Raw genomic sequence first — 20,095 nt, 5'->3', positions numbered from 1 at the left:
GTCCGGCGTCGAGCCGAAGTCCGGGACGCGTTCACCCGAACGAACGTGCTGTGACGTTTCGCCCGCTCGACGGAACCTCACGCCGGCAGTGACCGCCTGGACGCCGGGATCAGCGGTCCCTGGGCCGCGCGAGGGGCACGGGGGGCCGTGGTGTCGGTCCAGCAGGAGCCCCGGCGGGCGAGGAGGCGGCGGAGCCAGAGTTCGGTGGAGACGAGGTCGGCGAGGCCGTCGAGGGGGACGGGGGCGCCGTCGGCCGCCGCGCGCAGCGCCTTGCGGACGACGCGGGCCTCGATCAGGCCCGCGTCCGCGAGGAGCGGCGCGTCGAAGAGGGCGAGGAGCTGGGGGAGCGCGGCGCGCAGGCCCGCGCGCGTGGCGGCGGCCGGGACGGCCGGGTGGGGGGCTCCCCAGCCGGCGGGGACGTCGTGGACTCCGGCGCCGGAGAGGACCGTGCGCAGGACGCCGGCCCGGGCGTCGGGCTGGACCCGGAGCGATTCGGGGAGGTCGCGGCAGGCCCGTACGACCTGGTTGTCGAGGAAGGGGGCGTGCAGCCGCTGGCCCCGGATCTCGGCGGCCTGTTCCAGGACCCGGTGGTCGGCCGCCGCGCGGGCGAGGGCGGCACGCGCGCGTGCCTCGCCGGGGCGCTGGACGGCGGCCGGGAGGGTCGCCGCCCGGTTCAGGCGAACCGATACTTCGGCGAGGGCCTCCCCCGTCAGCCAGCGCGCCGCGGGGCCCGGCCGCGACCAGGTGAGGGCGGAGAGCGAGGCCTCCAGCGGCCCGAAGCCGTCCGGGGCCGTGCGGTTCGCCTCCAGGACCCGCCGGGCCGCCGCCTCGAGACCCGTCCGGTACGGGGTACGGGCGAGCTTCCGCGCCGCCCGGTAGACGGTCAGCGGCACCAGGAACGCTCCCGCCGACGGCCCCGAGGCCTTGGCGAGCGCCGTCACCGGACGCACCAGGGAGCGACGCCGACGGTCCATCAGGAGGTCGGCGAGGCGCGCCGGGTGCGCGTCCAGGACCTGCTTGGCGCCCATGCCGGTGAAGTGGTCGGCACTGCCGCCCGCGAGCCGCCTGCGGTGCCGCTCGGCCGTGACCAGCGCGGGCCCCGGCTCGTCGGTGAGCGGTCCGTCGAGCGCCGCGTACGGGAGGGCCTCCTCGCCGCCCGCGACGACGACGTGGTGCAGACGGGGGTCGGCGGCGATCGCGCGGGCCCGTTCCAGCTCGGCCGTGCGGCGCGCGCCGGCCCGGGTCGCCAGGTCGTTGAAGGTGACGGCGAGCAGCCGCTCCCCCGCGCCCGTGCCCTGTCCGGTGATCGTGCCCGGCACCCCCGGGAGGCCCGCCGCGAGCAGGGCGAGCGTGCCGGAGGCGCTGCCGCCGGACAGGTCGGCGCCGATGCCGGGCGCGGGGCCCGCGCCCCGGGCGGCGCGCCGGTCGGCGGGGCCCATGCCGGGGACCGGGCCCGGGTCGGGGAGCGGTGCCTCGGGCGCGTGCCGGGCGGCGGTGAGCCGGGCGCGCACGGCCTCGACGAGGGCGTCCCGCACCCCTTCCACGGCCTGCCGGGGGTCGGCCTCGGGCGCCGCGACGGCGAGCGAGGCCACCTGCTCGTAGCCGGTGATCTCGCGCGAGCCCTCCCGCAGGATCAGCGCGTGGCCCGGCGGCACCCTGCGCACTCCCTCGTACGGGGTGGAGTCGCGCAGGGCCTCCGGGGTCTCGGGGCAGGCGAGCAGGGCGGCGAGATGGCCGATGTCGAGCTGGGCCTCGACGAGGTCGGCGAGCGGCAGGGCGGCGGTGGCGTACGCGGTGCCGCCCGCCCACGGGGTGTGGAACACCGGCCGGGCGCCCGCGAGGTCGCCGGTGACGGTGACGCGGCGGCCGGCCTTCACGACGGCGGTGTAGCTGCCGGGCCAGGCGGTCAGGTGCCGCAGCGCGCCCCCGCGCGCGGTGAGCAGCCCGATCCGCAGCTCCTCGTCGCTCGCGGCGCAGCAGCCGAGGACGGCGAGGCGGGTGTGGTCGTCGACGGCCGCCACGCGGACCTCGTCGGGGCGCCAGTCGCCGACCGCCCAGAGCGGATCGGGGCCGCCCCACAGGAGTTGTGCGCCCACCGGTTGCACCGTGCGCCCCTCGGCCGCGGGAGCGGTGCCGTACGGGGAGCCGGGGTCGTGTCCGGGGTCGTACGGGGAGCCGGAGGCGGGTCCGGAGCCGTACGGGGAGCCGGGGGCGCGCCCGGAGCCGTACGCGCCGTGCGCCGTCCCCGCTCTGCCCGTCGCGGTCGTTGCGAAGCTCGCGGCGACACTGCTCCAGCCCACCAGCCATCGCATCGGCGCCTCCACATCCGTTTCGGTGGAGGACATGCTGCCACGACAACGGCGCACGGGGCGGGGTCCGGGCGCACGCGCGCGAAAGCCGAATGCGCCCCTGGCATGGGCCAGTTGATCTTCGACAGGGCACAGGCGTCATTCGGCCAAATATCGATCCCCGGCGGATGTTTCGACGGGCGTCCGGGCACAAGGCCGGCCACCGGCTGTCCGGGAGGCGCTCCCGCCTCCCGGCGCCGTCCGCCGCCCGCGGGGAATGGGGCGGCGGTGTCCCCCAGCCCACTGGTCCGGGACACCGTTCCCGGCCGAGCGGGCCGACCCACGCGGTACTCATGGAAGCGCTCCCCCACCGGGCGGACGAGAGCGCACGGCCGGGCGCACGGCCACACGGCGGGAGCACGAGCCGCCGCGCCGCCCCCGTCCGTCGCACGTTCACACAACAATCTCGCCATACGGAACACCGCCCCTTAACGGTAGGGATGCGGCGAACTACGCTGTGTTTACGAATGCCGCACGCCTATGCCCGGCGTCGTGGCGGCCGTCTGGGTTGTCGAGGGGTGGCGTCATGTCCAGGGAGCAACGCGGGCCGAACGAAAAGCTCGGCACGGTTCTCGCCCTCGCGGGAATCAGCAACGCCGGGCTCGCCCGGCGCGTCAACGACCTCGGTGCGCAGCGGGGCCTGACGCTTCGCTACGACAAGACCTCGGTCGCCCGATGGGTGTCCAAGGGCATGGTGCCGCAGGGCGCCGCCCCGCACCTGATCGCCGCCGCGATCGGGCAGAAGCTGGGCCGGCCCGTGCCGCTGCACGAGATCGGCCTCGCGGACGCCGACCCGGCGCCCGAGGTCGGGCTCGCCTTCCCGCGCGACGTCGGCGAGGCGGTCCGCTCGGCCACCGACCTGTACCGGCTGGATCTCGCCGGACGACGGGCCGGCGGGGGCGGCATCTGGCAGTCGCTCGCCGGGTCCTTCTCGGTCAGCGCGTACGCCACGCCCGCCTCCCGCTGGCTGATAACCCCCGCCGACCCGTCGGTGGAGCGCGAGGCCCCCCGCCCCGGGGCGGGCACCGGCCTCGCCGCGGCGGGCACGGCGGGCACGGAGCACGCGCGCGTGGGCCACAGCGACGTCGCCAAACTCCGCGAGGCCGCGGAGGACGCGCGGCGCTGGGACTCCAAGTACGGCGGCGGGGACTGGCGTTCGTCGATGGTGCCCGAGTGCTTACGCGTGGACGCGGCCCCGCTGCTGCTCGGCTCGTACTCGGACGAGGTCGGCCGGAACCTGTTCGGGGCGACGGCCGAGCTCACCCGGCTCGCCGGCTGGATGGCCTTCGACACCGGGCAGCAGGAGGCCGCCCAGCGCTACTACATCCAGGCCCTGCGGCTCGCCCGCGCCGCCGCCGACGTGCCCCTCGGCGGATACGTCCTCGCCTCCATGTCCCTCCAGGCCACCTACCGGGGCTTCGCCGACGAGGGCGTCGACCTCGCCCAGGCCGCGCTCGAACGGAACCGGGGGCTCGCCACCGCCCGCACCATGTCCTTCTTCCGGCTCGTCGAGGCCCGCGCGCACGCCAAGGCCGGCGACGGGGCCGCCGCCGCGGCCGCGCTCAAGTCCGCCGAGGGGTGGCTCGAACGCTCGCGGGAGGGCGACGCCGACCCGACCTGGCTCGGCTTCTACTCGTACGACCGCTTCTGCGCCGACGCCGCCGAGTGCTACCGGGACCTGCGGATGCCGCGCGAGGTCCGGCGCTTCACCGAGCAGGCGCTGTCCCGGCCGACGGAGGAGTTCGTACGCTCGCACGGGCTGCGGCTCGTGGTCTCGGCGGTGGCCGAGCTGGAGTCGGGCAACCTGGACGCGGCCTGCGCGGCGGGCACGCGCGCGGTGGAGGTGGCGGGACGGATCTCCTCGGCGCGGACGACCGAGTACGTACGGGACCTGCTGCACCGGCTCGAACCGTACGGGGACGAGCCGCGCGTCATGGAACTCCGCGAGCGGGCCCGGCCGCTGCTCGTCGCTCCGGCGTGAGGGGCGGCCCCGGCGTGACGCGCATCCCACAAGGTGGGCGTTTAGCAGCGTTGTCAGTGGGCCAGTGCACTATCGGGGACGGGAGGTGGCGCTGGTGTTTGACTGTGACGTGCTGGTGATCGGCGGTGGGATCGTCGGCCTGTCGACGGCGTACGCCCTGACGCGCGCCGCCCCCGGCACCCGGGTCACGGTCCTGGAGAAGGAGCACGCCCTCGCGCGCCACCAGACCGGGCGCAACAGCGGGGTGATCCACAGCGGGATCTACTACCGCCCCGGCTCGCTGAAGGCGCGGTTCGCGGTCCAGGGCGCGGCCGAGATGGTCAAATTCTGTGCGGAGTGGGGCATCCCTCACGAGGTGACGGGAAAGCTCATCGTCGCCACCACGCGCGACGAGCTGCCCCGGCTGCACGCGCTCGTGCAGCGCGGCAGGGAGAACGGCATCCCCGTGCGCGAGCTCGGCCCGGCGCAGATCAGCGAGTACGAGCCGCGGGTGCGGGGCCTCGCCGCGATCCACGTCGGCACGACCGGCATCTGCGACTACGGGGCGGTGGCGGAGCGGCTCGCCGAGTCCTCCGGGGCCCGCGTCCTGTACGGCGCGGAGGTCGCCCTCGTCGACCGGCGGCCGTTCGGCGTGGCCGTGCGGACCGCCGACGGGCGCGTGGTGCGGGCCAAGGTCCTGGTGAACTGCGCGGGACTCCACTGCGACCGGATCGCCCGGCTCGCCGGTGACGACCCGGGCATGCGGATCGTCCCCTTCCGGGGGGAGTACTACGAGCTCGCGGACCCCTCGCTCGTGCGGGGCCTGGTCTATCCGGTGCCGGACCCCGCCTTCCCCTTCCTCGGGGTGCACCTCACCCGGGGCATCGACGGCGGCGTCCACATCGGGCCCAACGCCGTCCCGGCCCTCGCGAAGGAGGGGTACGGCTGGTCCGTGGTCCGCCCGCGCGAACTGGGCGCCACCCTGGCGTGGCCCGGCTCGTGGGCGATCGCCCGCGAGCACTGGCGGTACGGGGCGGGCGAGCTGCACCGCTCGCTCTCGAAGCGGGCCTTCACCGAGGCCGTGCGGCGGCTGCTGCCGATCGTCGAGGAGTCCGACCTGCGGCGGGCCGCGCCCGGGGTGCGGGCGCAGGCGGTGCTGCGGGACGGGACGCTCGTCGACGACTTCCTGATCCGCGAGGCGCCCCGGACGGTCCACGTGCTGAACGCGCCTTCGCCCGCGGCCACGGCCTCGCTGCCGATCGGCCGCGAGGTGGCGACCCGGGCCCTGGCCCGTCTGTAGCCCACCGGGCTCCTCCGGGTGCGGAGGCCCTTCGGTCGCCCCCGCCGTAGAATCGGCCGCATTGTGTCTGAGCAGATTGAGAACGGCCCGCAGCCCGTCGCCGACCCCGGCCAGCCCGTCGCACGGCGGGGCAGTCGGATGTTCGCCCCCGGCGAGGGGCCCATGCCGGATCCCGCCGGGGCCCATCACGAGCGGCGGATCCGCAGTTTCCAGCCGCGCCGCAGCCGTGTCACGTACGGGCAGGCCGAGGCCATGCTGAAGCGGTGGCCCGACTGGGGGCTCGACATCGACGGCAAGCGGGTCCTCGACCTGGGCGAGATGTTCGACGGGCTTCCGGTCGTCCTGGAGATCGGCTTCGGCATGGGCGAGGCCACGGCCCAGATGGCGGCCGCCGACCCCGGGACCGGGATCCTCGCCGTGGACGTGCACACCCCGGGTCAGGGCAACCTGCTCGGCCTCGCCGACCGGAACGGCCTGACCAACGTCCGGGTCGCCAACGGCGACGCGGTCATCCTGCTGCGCGAGATGCTGGAGGACGCCTCCCTCGACGGCTGCCGGGTCTACTTCCCGGACCCGTGGCCCAAGGCGCGCCACCACAAGCGGCGGCTGATCCAGCCCGAGTTCCTCAGCCTCCTGGCGCCGCGGATGAAGCCCGGGGCGGTGCTGCACTGCGCCACGGACTGGGAGGAGTACGCCGAGCAGATGCTGGAGGTGCTCTCCGCGCATCCGGACTACGAGAACACGCAGGCCGACGGCGGTTACGCGCCCCGTCCCGCCTTCCGTCCCCTCACCCGCTTCGAGGGGCAGGGGCTCGACAAGGGGCACGTCGTCCACGACCTCCTCTTCCGGAGGAAGTGACCGGCTCCCCTTATCTCCGTCGCCGGTGTCGGTGCGGGTCGTTAGGGTCGCTCACGTGTCGAACTCCGCCACCGGCGCCCCGCCGGACGCCGCTCCCGTCCCCCACCGGGACACCGAGGAGCCGGCCTTTCCCGCCGCAGCCGACCGGTCCCAGTGGCGCTACCGGCCCCGCCGGGCCTTCTGGCGCAGCCGGCTGGTCCGCGCGATCGCCGTCGTGACGCTGCTCGCGCTCTGCGCCCTGGTGATCCTGGCGCTGGTCCGCGAGCAGACCGGCACGCAGGGCTTCCTCGTGGGCCTGGGCCTCGCGGTGCTTCCCGTACCGCTGCTGATGTCGGCGTTCCGCTGGCTCGACCGGGTCGAGCCGGGGCCCTGGAAGAACATGCTGTTCGCCTTCGCCTGGGGTGCCTTCGCCGCCGCGCTCGTCGCGATCCTGGCGAACTCCTTCGCGGTCCGCTGGATCGCGACGGCCACCGCGGACCCGGACTCGGCGGACACGCTCGGCGCCACGCTGGTCGCTCCCGTGGTCGAGGAGAGCGCGAAGGCGGCGGCGGTCCTGCTGCTGTTCCTCTTCCGCAGGAGGGACTTCGGCGGTCTCGTCGACGGGGTCGTGGTCGCCGGCTTCACCGCGACCGGCTTCGCCTTCACCGAGAACATCCTCTATCTGGGGAACGCCTTCGGCGAGGACCAGGAGTTCGGCTCCTCGGGGCTCGGTTCGGTGACCGCCGCGACCTTCTTCGTACGGGTCGTGATGTCGCCCTTCGCGCATCCGCTGTTCACCGTGCTCACCGGCATCGGTTTCGGCTTCGCCGCCCTCGCGCCGCGCGGCAAGCGGCTGCGCCGGGTGCTGCTGCCCCTGGCGGGGCTGCTGCTCGCCATGGGCCTGCACTCCGCCTGGAACGGCTCGGCCACCTTCGGCGGCCCGCTGGCCTTCTACGCGGTGTACGGGGCGCTCATGGTCCCGGCCTTCGGTCTGCTGACCTGGCTGGCGGTGTGGAGCCGGCAGCGCGAGCTGCGCACGATATCCGGGGAGCTCCCGGCGTACGCGGCGGCCGGCTGGCTCGCGCCCGCCGAGCCGCTCGCGCTGTCCTCGATGCGCGCCCGGCAGGTGGCCCGTTCGTTCGCCGCCCGGACGTACGGGCCGCCGGCCGCGCGGGCGGTGGGCGAGTACGAGTCCTTCGCGACGACCCTCGCGTTCCTGCGGGACCGGGCCCGGCGCGGCACGGCGGGGCCCGACTTCCCGGCCCGGGAGCAGGAGCTGCTGCACCATCTGTGGCAGCGCCGCGAGGTCGCCTCCCCGGCCCTCACGTACGCGGCCCGGGCGACGGGCCGGGCCTGGGCGCCGCCGCAGTACCTGGACTACGACGGCTACAACCCGTACCGGAGTTAGCGCGCGGAGGCCTCCGTCAGGAGGTCCAGCTCGGCCTCCGTCAGCGTGAGGCCGGCCGCCGCGACCAGGGCCGGGAGCTGTTCGACCGTGCGGGCCGAGGCGATCGGCGCGGCGACGGTCGGGCGGGCGGCGAGCCAGGCGAGGGCGACGCTGGCGAGCTCCGCGCCGTGCGCCTCGGCGACGGCGTCGAGGGCGGAGAGCACGGCCCGGCCCCGCTCGGTGTCCAGGTGTCCGGCGGCCCCGGAGGCGCGGACGCTGTCGACGGTGGCACCGGGTCGGTACTTGCCGGTGAGGAAGCCGGCCGCGAGCCCGTAGTACGGGACGGCGGAGAGTCCGGCCCGCTCGACGGTCTCCAGGAGCGGGCCCTCGTAGGTGTCGCGCGAGACCAGGTTGTAGTGCGGCTGGAGGGCGACGTACCGGGCGAGGCCCTCGGCCTCGGCGAAGTCGAGGGAGGCGCGCAGCCGCTCGGGGGAGATGTTGGAGGCGGCGACGGCGCGCACCTTGCCGTCCTTCACCAGCTGGTCGAGGGCGGTGACGATCTCCTCGACGGGGACGGACTCGTCGTCGAAGTGCGTGTAGTAGAGGTCGATGTGGTCGGTGCCGAGGCGGCGCAGCGACTCCTCGGCGGCCGCCTTGATGGTGGGGGCGGAGAGGCCCTTGAAGCGGGGGTGGGCGCCGGCCTTGGTGGCGACGACGACCTCGGAGCGGTTGCCCCGGGAGGCGAGCCAGCGGCCGATGACGGTCTCGGACTCTCCGCCCTCGTTGCCCGCGGCCCAGGCGGAGTAGACGTCGGCGGAGTCGACGAAGTTGCCGCCGGCCGCGGCGTAGGCGTCGAGGACGGCGAAGGACTGCGCTTCGTCGGCGGTCCAGCCGAAGACGTTGCCGCCCAGGGCTATCGGGAAGACGTGCAGGTCGGAGGTGCCCAGTCGGCGGAGAGAGGTCATGTGGGGATCAACCGCTCCCGTCGCCGGGCCTATTCCGTGCGGTGCCTCAGAGGCTCAGGCCCTTGGAGCGGAGCCAGGACGCCGGGTCGATGCCGTCGCCGCCGGCCGTGTGGACCTCCATGTGGAGGTGGGCGCCGGTGACGTTGCCGGTGGCGCCGACGCGGCCGATGGTCTCGCCGGTGCCCACGGTCTGGCCGGCGCTGACCAGCATGGACGAGAGGTGGCAGTACCAGACCTCGGTGCCGTCCTCCAGCTCCAGGACGATGCGGTAGCCGTAGGAGCCGGACCAGCCCGCGGACTTGACGGTCGCGCCGTGGACGGCCTTGAGCGGGGTGCCCGTGGGCGCGGCGAAGTCGAGGCCGGTGTGGTAGCCGGAGGACCACATCGAGCCGGACTGCATGTAGGTGGCGGTGAGGGTGTACGAGGAGACCGGCAGCGAGTAGCTGGCGGCGAGCTGGGCGAGGCGCTCGGCCTCGGCCTTCGCCCTGGCCTCCGCTTCAGCCTTGGCCTTGGCCTCCGCCTCGGCCTTCGCCTTCGCCTCGGCGGCCGCCTTCTCCGCGGCGGCTTCCTTGGCCACGGCCTCCGCGGCGGCCTTCTCGGCCGCGGCCTTCTCCGCGGCGGCCTTCTCGGCGGCGTCGGCGGAGGCCTGCTGCTGCTCGGCCTGCTGGAGGATGCGGGCGCGCAGGGCCTCGCCCGCGGCGGGGGCGGCGACGGTCTGCTCGGTCTGCCCGGTGCTCTCGTCGGCCGCGGTGGTGTAGGTGGCGGCGGTGAGCGGGTTCGGGTTGGCGCGGGCCTCGCTGACGGGCTCGCTGTGCTCCTCGGGGAGGAGGTCGCCGACGCCGGGGAGGTCGTGGGCGTCCGGCAGGTCCAGGTCGGGGAGGTCCGGCAGCGATATGGCGACCGGGGGCTTCTCCTGCGCGGTGGCGAGGCCGCCCGCGCCGACGGCCGCGATGACGCCGACGCCGAGGACGGTGGAGGAGCGGGCGAAGTTGGAGCGCTGCTTGACGACCCGGTGCCGGCCGCCGGAGCGGCTCTCGGCGCGGAGGGAGCCCTCGGTGGGGTTCCACTCGGTGCCCGGGGCGGCGGGACCCGCACCGCCACCGAAGGCGTCGAAGGGGGCTTCGGGTGCGGGGGTGTTGGACGCCACGGAGGCGCGCTCCTTTCCTTCCTTCTCGCCTACCGGGTTAGCTGACGGGTTCGGAGCAGGAAGGTCTCCTACGGGCTCGACCGCCCTCGTGCGTGGTTGGCACGGGTGCGAAGGGGCCCGATTCACCCCAAGTGGTGGTTCCCCGGTTCCTTTTCAGGATTCGGCGCGTGCGCACGGTGCCGCCTCTTGCGACGGCTGGGACGACCGCGCTGCGTTATCGAACGTTAATAGACAGGGGGTCCCGATTCCAAGCCGTCCTCCTTGATCATTCATTGGATTGTGGGTGTATCGCCCGAGTTGACCCCCCTTCAGAGAGGCGCGGAGCGGCAAGGGCGAAACCTTCGCGATCTGACGTTATGTCAATTGTTATCGCAGTGACACCCCGCGACTACGTCCGGTGACCGGGCCCGCCCGGAGGCACCACCGGCATCGTCCGGCGCCGCTCGGGCTGCCCCGTCGCCGGGCGGCTCACCGCGAGCAGCGCCATGTCGTCCGTCGACCCGCCGCCCGTGTGGAGCCGCACGTCGCCCACGAGCGCGTCGAGCAGCTCCTCGGGCCCCGGGAAGATCCGCCCGGCGAGACGCGCCGCCGGATCGTAGAAGACGCCCTGCGCGTTCCGCGCCTCCGAGAGGCCGTCCGTGTAGAAGAGCAGCGTCGCACCCGGCGGGAACGGCCGCGCCTCCGCCCGGTCCGGCCACGCCGCCAGGTCGCCCATGCCGAGCGGCAGCGCCGCCTCGCCCGGCTCCAGCGACTCCAGCCGCCCGTCGGCGTACAGCATCAGCGGCGGCGGGTGCCCCCGGTTGACGACCCGTACGAAACCGCCGAAGGTCCCGCTCCCGTCGGTGCGCGGGATCTCGGCCAGGACGGCCGTGGTGAACCCCTCGAAGGCGTCGAGCCCGTGCCGGCGGGTGCCCTCCCGGGCCAGCGCCCGCTCCAGGCGCTGCGCCACGCCCTCCAGGGTCCGCTCCTGCTCGGCCGCCTCCCGGAAGGCCCCGATGACGACGGCGACGGCCTCGACCGCGTCCAGCCCCTTGCCCCGGACGTCCCCGACCACGAGCCGCACCCCGTGCGGGGTGTCCTGGACGGCGAACAGGTCGCCGCCGATGAACGCGTCGGCCTGCGCCGCCTCGTACCGCGCCGCGCACTGCAGTCCGCCGATCCGCTCGGCGGGCGTCGGCAGCACCGCCTTCTGCGCGGTCTCGGCGATGACCCGCGCCGAGGCGAGCCGCTCGCCGCTGCGGCGCACGACCCGGTTGATGAGGAGGGCGAGCCCGGAGACGGTGAGGACGGTCAGGGTCTCGGTGAGGGCCGGGACCTCGTCGGCGGTGCCGTTGTAGAGGTGCAGCCCCACGGAGGCGAGGACGGCGGCGATCCCGGTGAGGAGGGTCGTCAGCATCGAGAAGAAGGGCGCGGCGATCAGCGGAGCGGCGGAGAAGAGCGGCGACGCGGTGTACGCGGGCGGGGTCGCCAGGTCGAAGGCGACCCCGCCCACGATGACCAGCGGGGGCAGCGCCCGGATGAACTTCCGGGCACCGCCGTACTCGGGGCGGTCCTCGCCGCCCCGCCGTCCTCCGCCCGCCGCTCCTAGGGGGTTCCCCACCTGTGCTCTCCTGCCCGGTCCGCCCCGGCCGCGGTCCGCACCGCGCGCCCTCCCAGGGTGGCCGTCGCCGCCCGGGGCGGCGACTCCCACGGGGCCGAGTGGCGTACGGGGTCAGCCGGCCGCGAGCCGCCCGCCCCGGGCGAGGAGCGCCATCGCCGCCGCGCACCCCAGGCCCACCGCGCACAGCGCGAGCCACGGCGCCGCCGACCAGCCGGTGACGTCGAAGAGCGCGCCGGTCCCCAGGTTCCCGAGGGTGATCCCGATCCCGCACACCGTGTTGTAGAGCCCGTAGTGGGTGGCCACCCAGCGCCCCCGGGACAGGGCGACGACCGTGTCCATCTCGTACGGGTAGAGCACCGCGTTCGCGACGGCCAGGACCGCCGCGCACAGCAGCAGCCCCGCCGGCCCCCGGCCCAGGGCCGCCGGGACGAGGAAGGCCCCGCCCATCAGCGCGAGCCCGAGCACGAGACACCGCTCCCGGTCGAGCCGGCGCCGGGTCCAGGCCGTGATCCGCAGCTGCCCGGCGAGCGCGACGAGCGCCGAGACGACGAACAGCGCGGTCGTCACTCCCGTACCGCCCGCCGCGAGCGGCAGCGCCAGGTAGACCTGGAAGGACAGCACGTACGAGCCGGTCATGGCGAGCGAGAAGAGCCAGAAGGTGCGGTGCGCGAGCACGGTGCGGAACTGCCCCCGCTGCCCCCGCTGCTCCCGCGGCGCCCCGGAGACCCGTACGGGCAGGTGCCGGAGCTGTACGAGGGTCAGGCCGGCGAACAGCACCGCCGCGACCACGCACGTCAGCCGGAACGACACCCCCGTCAGGGCCACCCCGACGAGCGGCCCGAGCAGGATGCCCGCCTGGTAGTACGCGTTGAACAGCGCGAAGGCCTGGACGCGCCGCTCCTCCCCCGCCTCCGCCGCCAGATACGCCCGCACCGCCGGGTTGAACAGCGCCCCCGCGAGGCCCGTCGCGAGCGAGGCGGCGATCAGCGTCGGCAGCGACTGCGCGAAGGCGAGCGCCCCGAAGCCGACCGTCCGCAGCGCGCAGCCGGCCACGATGAGCGGCTTGAAGCCGAGCCGGTCGGCGAGCGCCCCGCCGACGAGGAACATGCCCTGCTGGGAGAGGTTCCGGGCGCCGAGGACGAGGCCGACGGCCCAGGCGGCCATGCCGAGCCCGTCCGCGAGGTGCGCGGCCAGGTACGGCATGAGCATGTAGAAGCCGAGGTTGATGGTGAGCTGGTTGAGGAAGAGGAGCCGTACGGCCGGATCGAAGGTGCGGCTCTGCCTCCAGATGCCGCCCCCGGCCTTCGCGGGCGCGGTCGTCGTCACCGGACACGCTCCAGGGCCCGGCGGGTCCAGCCGGTGACCGTGTCGTCGGAGACGTACGCGGCGGGGTCCTCCCGTACGGGGCCGTCGAGCAGCCCGTGCGCCGCGCAGAACTCGTCGTTGAAGACGGTGTCGAAGTACCGCTGCGGACCGTCCGGGAAGACCGCCGCGATCCGGGTCCCGCGCGGACGCGTGCGGGCCAGCCAGCCGGCGACCAGCGCGACCGCGCCCACGCTCCAGCCTCCGGTGGCGAACTGCCGCGAGGCCAGCCTCCGGGCCGCGCGGACCGCCTCCGCCGGGCCCACCCAGTGGATCTCGTCGAAGGCGCCGTGGTCGACGTTCCCGGGATGGATGGAGGAGCCGAGGCCGCGCATCAGCCGCTCCCCGGCCGGAAGGCCGAAGACGGTGGAGTTCACGGAGTCCACCCCGACCAGCTCCAGGGCCGGGCTGGAGCCGGCGCGCAGGGCCCGGGAGATCCCGGCCGAGTGGCCGCCGGTGCCGACCGCGCAGACGAGGACGTCGATCCGGTCGAGCTGCGCGGACAGTTCGGCGGCGAGCCCCGCGTACGCGGCGGGGTTGTCGGGGTTCCCGTACTGGTCGGGCCACCAGGCCCCGTGGAGGCTCCCGAGGAGTTCGGCGACCCGGTCCATCCGGGCCTGCTGCCAGCCGCCGTGCGGGCTGGGCTCGGGGACGACGTGGACCCGGGCGCCGTGGGCGACGAGCATCCGCTCGACGATCGGTTCGAGGCCCGGGTCGGTGACGACGTGCACGGGGTGGCCGTGGAGCACGCCCGCGAGGGCGAGGCCGAGACCGAGGGTCCCGGAGGTCGACTCGACGATCGGGGCGCCGGGCCTCAGCTCTCCGCGGCGGCGGGCCTGCTCGACCATGTAGAGGGCGGCGCGGTCCTTGATGCCGCCGAAGTTGAAGCCTTCGAGCTTGGCCCAGTAGCCGTCGTCCGTCCACAGGACGGGGGTGTTGCCGACGGTCTGTCCGTCGGCGGGAAGCGTCAGTGGTGCGGTCATGGGGACACGTCCTCGGGGTGGGTGCGCGGAAGGGAGCCTGGTCACGCGAGTGCGGGACCCGGCTCAGTTCCGGTCCACCCCGAGGGCGACGAGCAGCCGGCCCGGCTCTGGGCCGGGGCCCGCCCGGTAGCGGACGCAGCGCGCGCGGGGATCGGTCCGGAGGTCCGCCGCACGGGGCGGGACCGCGGCTCCGTCGGCGTCGGGCGCGGCGAGCGGGGAGGCGGGGGCCTGCGCGGGGAGGTGGGCGTCGAAGGTCCAGGCGTCCCCGGACCGCTCGCAGTCGTGCGGGAGCGCGGGGGCGGAGACGGTCGTGGTGCCGGAGGTCGGCAGCACGTGTCCGTGGGAGCCGTGGCAGACGCTCACGAGGAGGGCGAGGAGCGCGAGCAGGACGAGCACGGCGGGCGCCCGCCGGCTCACATCGCTCACACGCTCGTCACTCATGGTGCGCGTGACGTTACGTGGGGCCACGGCGCGTCCGCAAAGAGGCGGGCACGGTTTTGGCCACCGTTTACTTCAGACAGGCCCGTCCCACGGCGGACGGGTCGGCCCCGGTCCGGACGGGTCGGCCCCGGTCCGGGCAGGTCGGCCCCGGCCCGGGCAGGTCCGCCAGAGGCTCGGACAGGTCCGTCAGAGGTTCCGTTCCGCGTAGACCTTCATCGCGTCCCGGACGAGGACCGCCGTGCCCTCGCCGTGCCTGTCGTAGTTCGCCGTGAAGCGCGGGTCGTCCACGTACATCTGCCCGAGACCGATCAGGTACTCCCTGCTCGGCGTCGTGGTCGTCGACAGCCAGGCGACCTGGCGCCAGGCGATCGCCTGCACCTCGTCGCTGTCGGCGGCCAGACCCTCCCGCGCCGCCCGCCCGAAGTCGCGGGCGATGCCGTCCTGCTCCTCCATGAACGCCTTCTTCTGCGCGCCGGTGAGCGAGCGCCACCAGCGGTCGGCCTTCTCGTACGCGTCGCGGCCCCAGCGCTCGCCGACCTCCTCCTCGTACCGCGTGTGGTCGAAACCGTCGAACACCTCGTCGGCCATGAGTTCCTCTCCTCTCTCGGTCTTCCGCAGAGTGGTCCGCACCGACGCGATCCGGCGTCCGATGCGCTCGCGCTCCTGCTCCAGCAGGGCGAGATGGGTGCGCAGGGCGGCGGACGTGTCCCGCTGCCCCGCGAGGACCTCGGCGATGGCGGGCAGCGAGAGCCCCAGCTCGCGCAGCAGCAGGATCCGCTGCAGCCGCACGAGCGCCGCCTGGTCGTAGTACCGGTAACCGTTCGCGCCGATCCGGCTCGGCTCCAGCAGTCCGCGCTCCCCGTAGTGGCGGAGGGTGCGGCTGGTGGTGCCGGCCTTCTTGGCGATCTCCTGGATCGACCACTCCATGACCGGAAACGCTAGATCTTGACGTTGCGTAAAGATCAAGCCGACAGGACCGGGGAACGACGAAGGCCCGGATCCAGTGAATGGATCCGGGCCTTCGTTGCTACTGAGTAGCGGGGACAGGATTTGAACCTGCGACCTCTGGGTTATGAGCCCAGCGAGCTACCGAGCTGCTCCACCCCGCGTCGGTGAACCCGACTCTACGGCATGACCGGGGCGATCACGAAATCGGTTTCCGTCAGCAGCCGCAGTCGTCGGAGTCGACCGGCGCCGTCAGCGGGTCGGCGGCCTTCTCCGCGGGGCCCTCCCACGTCTCGTACGCGAAGCCCTCGCGCACCCAGTACTCGAAGCCGCCGAGCATCTCCTTCACCTGGAAGCCCAGCTCGGCGAGGGCCAGCGCGGCGCGCGTGGCGCCGTTGCAGCCGGGGCCCCAGCAGTACGTGACGACCGGCACGGACCGGTCGAGCAGCTGCTCGGCCTGCTCGGGGATGAGCGCGGTCGGCAGGTGGATCGCGCCGGGGACGTGGCCCTGGTCCCAGGAGGCGGTGGACCGGGAGTCGATCACCACGAAGCCCGGGTCGGTGCCCTCGGCGGCGGCGGTGGCGAGCGCGGAGGCCACGTCGGAGACGTCGGCGTGGAAGGCGAGGCTGGCGGAGAAGTAGGCGGCCGCTGCCGCGGGAGAGGCCGGCGGGGTGCGGAGTACGGGGTTGACCTGCGGCGTCGTCGTCGTCATGGTGATCAATCTACGGACGAAGATCACCGTGCTGAAGTGGGGATTCACGGCGATCGGGGGCATCGGCCGGGGAATCCCGGGCGTTCGCCACGAGACGGCGGGGATCTCACGCAGCGGGACCCCTCGGCCTGGTTCCACCACCGGTGTCCGTGTCACATCGGCGGGGTTTCATCCGTCATGACGACATGACGGGACGCGAACGGGGAGATCGACGAGTGGACCACGAAACGGCAGTCGGCCAGGGGCTCGACAAGGAGTCCCTGGCCCGGCGCTTCGACGCCGACCGCGGCCACCTGCGGGCGGTGGCCTACCGCATGCTGGGCTCGCTCAGCGAGGCCGAGGACGCCGTCCAGGAGGCCTGGTTCAAGCTCAGCCGCAGCGACGTCAGCGGGGTGGAGAACCTCAGCGGCTGGCTGACTACGGTCGTCGGCCGCGTCTGCCTGGACATGCTGCGCTCGCGCGGATCGCGCCGCGAGGACCCGCTGGAGTACTACGTCCCCGACCCGGTCGTCCGGGTCGCCGACACCACCGACCCGGAGCAGGCGGCCGAGCTCACCGAATCCGTCGGGCTCGCGCTCCTCGTCGTCCTGGACACCCTGGGGCCGGCGGAGCGGCTCGCGTTCGTGCTGCACGACATGTTCGCGGTCTCCTTCGACGAGATCGCGAAGATCGTGGACCGCACCCCGGCGGCGACCCGTCAGCTCGCCAGCCGGGCCCGCCGCCGGGTCCAGGACGCCACCCCGGCCCCCGGTCCGGACGCCCGGCGCCAGCGGGAGATCGCCGACGCCTTCCTCGCCGCGGCGCACGGCGGCGACTTCGAGGGGCTGCTCGCCGTCCTCGACCCGGACGTGGTGCTGCGCGCGGACGGCGGCAGGACCCTCGCGTCCCTCTCCCAGGTCGTCCGGGGCGCCGAGGCCGTCATGTCGCAGGCCGTCATGTACGCGAAGTTCCGCACGGGCTCGCTGCGGCTGGTGGCGAACGGCCAGCCCGCGGTCCTGTCGGTCGTCGACGGACGCCCGGGCTCGCTCATGACGTTCACGATCTCCGGGGACCGGATCGTCGCGCTGCACGTCCTGGCGGACCCGGAGCGCATCGCCACGCTCGGCCTCACGGAGGAGGACCTGGCGCGGGCGACGTACTGACCCGGCCTCCGTCCCGCACTGCGGGCGGGCACCACTCACGGCCCTCGTCCCGCACCCCCCACGGCCCCCGCCCGCACCGCCGACGGCGCCGCCTGACGGCCGGTCACCCCTTCCTGGCGGCCCACCAGCCCCCGGCCGCCAGGGAGACGCCCGCGCTCGCGATGCCGAGGAGGCCGCCCGCCGCGACGTCGCCGGGGTAGTGCACCCCGGTGTGGACCCTGGAGTAGCCCACGGTCCACGCCAGGGCCGCGAGGGGCAGCGACAGGGGCGGCAGCACCGACCCCACGGCGGTGGCGAAGGCGACCGCCGACGCGGTGTGCCCGGAGGGGAACGACGCCGAGGTGGGCATCGGGACGTGACGGCCCACCACCACCCGGGCCGCCTCCCGGTCCGGGCGCGGCCGGCGCACCAGCCGCTTGCCCAGCAGGTTGGCCGAGGCCGAGGCCACCGCGATCGCCCCCACCCCGGCGAGCGCGGCCCGCCGCGGCCGGCCCGGCACCAGAGCGAGGGCCGCCGCGACGGTGAAGGAGATCTTGGAGTGGTTCGCCGCCGTGGAGAGCCGGCGGAGCGCCGTGTCGAGCTTGGGCGTGGGGGTGGCGGCCACCGCGGCGTACACGGCACCGTCGACGGCCCGGATGTCCTGCAGGACCGACCGGAGGGTCCCGGTCGTCGTGTCGTCCGTCATGCTCCGCTCCTAGGGGGTTCGGTGGTACGGGAGTTCAAGGCGTGCGGGAGCCCCACGGGTCGCTCCGGCCCGGCTGCTCGGGGAAGGCCAGCCGGGTCAGGCGCCGCCAGTCCAGGGGCGGCGGCGGCACCGGCGACCCCGGCCGGTCGCGGGGCACGCGGACCCGCAGGGCGCGCGGACGCAGGGTGCAGACCACGGGCGTGGGCAGGCTCAGCGCCTCGCCGTCCACGGCGACGGAGATGACGGCGCCCGCGTCGGGGCCGCCCCCGACCTCCACCTTACGGGCCGTCAGGACGTTCAGGCCGGTCGCCTGGGTCCCCAGGACGGCCAGCTCCGCCGCCTGGGCGGCCCCGTCCACCCGGACGCCGATCACCCCGAGCTCGCCGCCGTCGAGACGCGTCCTGCGGGCGGCGACCGTGCCGAACGGATCGGGGGCCGCGTACGGGTTGTTGCTGACGAGGAGCGCCTGCTGCGCGGTGAGCAGGGTGGAGTCGGCGATCGCGTCTAGACGGTCGCCCTCACCGCCCTGGAGCAGGTCGGGCAGGGCGTCGAGGGCGGTGCCGGCCTTCGCGTCGCGGTACTCGGGGCGCTGGACCACGTCCGCGTACACCCCGAAGGAGACGGTGTTGACGAAGGGCCGCCCGGCGACGTCGCCGAGGTCGACCCGGAGCTCCTCGCCGTCGCGCAGCGCGTCGAGGCACCGCGACGGGTCGGTGCGGTCGAGGCCCAGGTCCAGGGCGAAGTGGTTGCGGGTGCCGGCCGACACCACCAGGAACGGCAGGTCGTGCTCGGCGGCGACCTCGGCCACCAGCGCCTGCGTGCCGTCGCCGCCGGCCACCCCGAGCAGATCGGCGCCCTCGGCCACGGCCTTGCGCGCGAGGCCGGCGACATCGGCCGGCGCGGACGGGTCGAGCAGGATCACCCGGGCGCCGAGCGCCTCCGCCCGCTCGACGAGCCGGAATCGCTCGACCTTCCCGCCGCCGGACTTCGGGTTCATGATCAGGACGGGCCGGCGGGGCGGGGGGACCGGCTCGCCCCGCATCAGCGCGTCCCGCTCGTCCTCCGGCCGGCGCAGGGCGGACCGGGCGCAGGACAGCGCCACGCCCCACAGCCCCAGGGCCACGAGGGCGTTCACCCAGACGCCTCCGACGACGTACAGGTAGAGGGTCACGAGGGGCGCTGCCACCGCGAGCACCGCGCCGAGCAGACGCAGCGGCCCTCGGTGCGCGAGGAACCACCAGACGCCGACGGCCGAGGCGGCGAGCCCCACGACCCCGCTCAGCAGGACCAGCGGCCCGCTGCCGAGCGCGGCCAGCAGGGCCGCGCCCGCGACCGCCATGGCGATCAGCGCCCAGCGGGCCAGCCTCTGGGCCTCCCCCGCCGGATCACCGGAACCGCTCGCCGTCACCGACCCCACCTCCGCACTCCGCGTCCACGCTTCCCCACGTTCCCCCCGTCCGCCCCCGGTACGAGCCCGTTCGGAGGAAAGAGTCCCCGGGGAACAGGACGGCAGGAACCCAGGGAAGGTTCTCAGACGGGCGAGGACTCCCCCAGGGCCGGTCCTTCGCGGGCCGGCGCCGTTCCGGGACGGACCGTCACGGCCACCCGCGCCGGGCGGTCTTGAGGCCCTCGCCCGCCGGCGTTCCGGACCGCCGCAGGCGCCCTCCGTACGCCCCCCGAACGACGCGGCGCCCCACCCGGTCGGAACCGGATGGGGCGCTGCGCGGCAGGTCGGAGGGTCTCCCCTCGCCCGCCTTCGGTAGGCCGTGTGGGACTCGAACCCACAACCAATGGATTAAAAGTCCACTGCTCTGCCAATTGAGCTAACGGCCCGTGGACAAGCACACCCGAGCAGCATAGCCCGAGAGGGCCCGGGAACCGATCGGGTATCCGACACCGGGCGTCCCCCGGGCGTGGCGGGAGGCCCGATGTGCGGAACGCCGGTACGGGACAGGGCCCGTACCGGCACCGGAGTGCTCGTACGGGCCCTGCCTCGGGGTGTCAGGCGATGTCAGCCGTTGCGCTTCCAGCGCGGCTTGTCGTCGCGGCGGCCGAAGCCGCCGGTCGAGCCGGTGCTGCCGCGGTGGTCGTCACGACGGCCGTACGGGCGGTCGCCGCCCGAGCGGAAGCCGCCGGCGGGGCGGTCGTCGCGACGGTCGCGGTTGAACGGACGGTCGCTGCCACGGTGGCCGCCGCGGTCGTCGCGGTTGAAGCCGCCGGACGGACGGTCGTCACGACGGAAGCCGCCGGAGGGGCGGTCGTCGCGGCGGAAGCCGCCGCG

At 74.7% G+C, this 20,095-nt stretch carries 16 protein-coding genes, 2 tRNA genes, 1 pseudogene and 1 riboswitch; of the genes and pseudogenes, 5 read left to right on the top strand and 14 right to left on the bottom strand.

What is annotated here, in order from left to right:
• Nucleotides 1-77: 77 nt before the first annotated feature.
• Complete coding sequence (locus tag ACFYUZ_RS07920) at nt 78-2,312, bottom strand: asparagine synthase-related protein (RefSeq protein WP_389307036.1); 2,235 nt, start codon at nt 2,310-2,312, stop codon at nt 78-80.
• A gap of 562 nt (nt 2,313-2,874) precedes the next feature.
• On the opposite strand from ACFYUZ_RS07920, the gene ACFYUZ_RS07915 reads away from it, so the two are divergent.
• The 4 genes from ACFYUZ_RS07915 to ACFYUZ_RS07900 all read left to right on the top strand — a co-directional run bounded on the left by ACFYUZ_RS07915 (nt 2,875) and on the right by ACFYUZ_RS07900 (nt 7,853).
• Nucleotides 2,875-4,329, top strand: coding sequence for an MFS transporter (locus ACFYUZ_RS07915; protein WP_389306998.1), 1,455 nt, complete (start codon nt 2,875-2,877; stop codon nt 4,327-4,329).
• Between the two features lie 94 nt (nt 4,330-4,423).
• Nucleotides 4,424-5,608: an L-2-hydroxyglutarate oxidase gene (gene lhgO, locus ACFYUZ_RS07910; protein WP_389306997.1), complete on the top strand. Its 1,185-nt coding sequence runs from the start codon at nt 4,424-4,426 to the stop codon at nt 5,606-5,608.
• 138 nt (nt 5,609-5,746) lie between these two features.
• Entirely contained in the window at nt 5,747-6,466 is a 720-nt protein-coding gene (gene trmB / locus ACFYUZ_RS07905) for a tRNA (guanosine(46)-N7)-methyltransferase TrmB (RefSeq protein WP_389307035.1), read from the top strand.
• A 55-nt stretch (nt 6,467-6,521) separates the two neighbouring features.
• Nucleotides 6,522-7,853 carry a PrsW family intramembrane metalloprotease gene (locus ACFYUZ_RS07900; RefSeq protein ID WP_389306995.1) on the top strand — a complete coding sequence of 444 codons (1,332 nt, stop codon included), beginning with the start codon at nt 6,522-6,524 and terminating at the stop codon, nt 7,851-7,853.
• Here ACFYUZ_RS07900 and ACFYUZ_RS07895 read toward each other — a convergent pair.
• The 9 genes from ACFYUZ_RS07895 to ACFYUZ_RS07855 all read right to left on the bottom strand — a co-directional run bounded on the left by ACFYUZ_RS07895 (nt 7,850) and on the right by ACFYUZ_RS07855 (nt 15,987).
• On the bottom strand, nt 7,850-8,797 hold the full coding sequence (locus ACFYUZ_RS07895) for an aldo/keto reductase (protein ID WP_389306994.1): 948 nt from the start codon (nt 8,795-8,797) through the stop codon (nt 7,850-7,852). The two genes, ACFYUZ_RS07900 and ACFYUZ_RS07895, sit on opposite strands and share 4 nt — an antisense overlap.
• Before the next feature lie 46 nt (nt 8,798-8,843).
• Nucleotides 8,844-9,944 (bottom strand): M23 family metallopeptidase, encoded by a 1,101-nt coding sequence (locus ACFYUZ_RS07890; protein ID WP_389306993.1) that lies wholly within the window; start codon nt 9,942-9,944, stop codon nt 8,844-8,846.
• Between the two features lie 11 nt (nt 9,945-9,955).
• Nucleotides 9,956-10,120, bottom strand: a riboswitch (cyclic di-AMP (ydaO/yuaA leader).
• Between the two features lie 212 nt (nt 10,121-10,332).
• Nucleotides 10,333-11,544 (bottom strand): PP2C family protein-serine/threonine phosphatase, encoded by a 1,212-nt coding sequence (locus tag ACFYUZ_RS07885; RefSeq protein ID WP_389306992.1) that lies wholly within the window; start codon nt 11,542-11,544, stop codon nt 10,333-10,335.
• Between the two features lie 111 nt (nt 11,545-11,655).
• A complete protein-coding gene (locus ACFYUZ_RS07880) occupies nt 11,656-12,870 on the bottom strand; it encodes an MFS transporter (protein WP_389306990.1) in 1,215 nt (404 codons plus the stop codon).
• On the bottom strand, nt 12,867-13,889 hold the full coding sequence (locus ACFYUZ_RS07875) for a PLP-dependent cysteine synthase family protein (protein WP_389306989.1): 1,023 nt from the start codon (nt 13,887-13,889) through the stop codon (nt 12,867-12,869). Before ACFYUZ_RS07875 ends, ACFYUZ_RS07880 begins: the two co-directional genes overlap by 4 nt.
• A 63-nt stretch (nt 13,890-13,952) precedes the next feature.
• On the bottom strand, nt 13,953-14,330 hold the full coding sequence (locus tag ACFYUZ_RS07870; protein WP_389306988.1) for a hypothetical protein: 378 nt from the start codon (nt 14,328-14,330) through the stop codon (nt 13,953-13,955).
• Nucleotides 14,331-14,516: 186 nt separating this feature from the next.
• The gene (locus ACFYUZ_RS07865) at nt 14,517-15,257 is read right to left on the bottom strand and encodes a MerR family transcriptional regulator (protein ID WP_389306986.1); all 741 of its coding nucleotides are present in this window, start codon (nt 15,255-15,257) and stop codon (nt 14,517-14,519) included.
• A 108-nt stretch (nt 15,258-15,365) separates the two neighbouring features.
• Nucleotides 15,366-15,439 (bottom strand) — tRNA-Met (locus tag ACFYUZ_RS07860).
• A 53-nt stretch (nt 15,440-15,492) separates the two neighbouring features.
• Entirely contained in the window at nt 15,493-15,987 is a 495-nt protein-coding gene (locus ACFYUZ_RS07855) for a rhodanese-like domain-containing protein (RefSeq protein ID WP_093874956.1), read from the bottom strand.
• A gap of 185 nt (nt 15,988-16,172) precedes the next feature.
• Here ACFYUZ_RS07855 and ACFYUZ_RS07850 point away from each other — a divergent pair, with 185 nt between their 5' ends.
• The gene (locus ACFYUZ_RS07850; RefSeq protein WP_389306985.1) at nt 16,173-17,129 is read left to right on the top strand and encodes a sigma-70 family RNA polymerase sigma factor; all 957 of its coding nucleotides are present in this window, start codon (nt 16,173-16,175) and stop codon (nt 17,127-17,129) included.
• Between the two features lie 103 nt (nt 17,130-17,232).
• Here the strand turns inward: ACFYUZ_RS07850 and ACFYUZ_RS07845 are convergent, their stop codons facing one another.
• The 4 genes and pseudogenes from ACFYUZ_RS07845 to ACFYUZ_RS07830 form a co-directional block, all read right to left on the bottom strand.
• Nucleotides 17,233-17,814: a phosphatase PAP2 family protein gene (locus ACFYUZ_RS07845; RefSeq protein ID WP_389306984.1), complete on the bottom strand. Its 582-nt coding sequence runs from the start codon at nt 17,812-17,814 to the stop codon at nt 17,233-17,235.
• A gap of 34 nt (nt 17,815-17,848) precedes the next feature.
• On the bottom strand, nt 17,849-19,153 hold the full coding sequence (locus ACFYUZ_RS07840; protein ID WP_389307034.1) for a diacylglycerol/lipid kinase family protein: 1,305 nt from the start codon (nt 19,151-19,153) through the stop codon (nt 17,849-17,851).
• Nucleotides 19,154-19,574: 421 nt separating this feature from the next.
• Nucleotides 19,575-19,647 (bottom strand) — tRNA-Lys (locus ACFYUZ_RS07835).
• Nucleotides 19,648-19,825: 178 nt separating this feature from the next.
• A pseudogene (locus tag ACFYUZ_RS07830) lies at nt 19,826-20,095 on the bottom strand (RNA helicase); the annotation flags it as partial.

The sequence above is a fragment of the Streptomyces sp. NPDC004266 genome (genome assembly GCF_042874095.1).
Classification (GTDB): Bacteria; Actinomycetota; Actinomycetes; order Streptomycetales; family Streptomycetaceae; genus Streptomyces.
Note: the sequence above shows the minus strand (reverse complement) of the source record. Positions and strands in the feature narration are given on the sequence as shown.

Coding starts and splice junctions, on each gene's coding strand:
- ACFYUZ_RS07920 (WP_389307036.1), bottom strand. CDS start 2,312: ATGCGATGGCTGGTGGGCTGGAGCAGTGTCGCCGCGAGCTTCGCAACG.
- ACFYUZ_RS07915 (WP_389306998.1), top strand. CDS start 2,875: ATGTCCAGGGAGCAACGCGGGCCGAACGAAAAGCTCGGCACGGTTCTC.
- trmB (WP_389307035.1), top strand. CDS start 5,747: ATGTTCGCCCCCGGCGAGGGGCCCATGCCGGATCCCGCCGGGGCCCAT.
- ACFYUZ_RS07895 (WP_389306994.1), bottom strand. CDS start 8,797: ATGACCTCTCTCCGCCGACTGGGCACCTCCGACCTGCACGTCTTCCCG.
- ACFYUZ_RS07875 (WP_389306989.1), bottom strand. CDS start 13,889: ATGACCGCACCACTGACGCTTCCCGCCGACGGACAGACCGTCGGCAAC.
- ACFYUZ_RS07870 (WP_389306988.1), bottom strand. CDS start 14,330: ATGAGTGACGAGCGTGTGAGCGATGTGAGCCGGCGGGCGCCCGCCGTG.
- ACFYUZ_RS07865 (WP_389306986.1), bottom strand. CDS start 15,257: ATGGAGTGGTCGATCCAGGAGATCGCCAAGAAGGCCGGCACCACCAGC.
- ACFYUZ_RS07855 (WP_093874956.1), bottom strand. CDS start 15,987: ATGACGACGACGACGCCGCAGGTCAACCCCGTACTCCGCACCCCGCCG.
- ACFYUZ_RS07850 (WP_389306985.1), top strand. CDS start 16,173: ATGACGGGACGCGAACGGGGAGATCGACGAGTGGACCACGAAACGGCA.
- ACFYUZ_RS07845 (WP_389306984.1), bottom strand. CDS start 17,814: ATGACGGACGACACGACGACCGGGACCCTCCGGTCGGTCCTGCAGGAC.
- ACFYUZ_RS07840 (WP_389307034.1), bottom strand. CDS start 19,153: ATGGCGGTCGCGGGCGCGGCCCTGCTGGCCGCGCTCGGCAGCGGGCCG.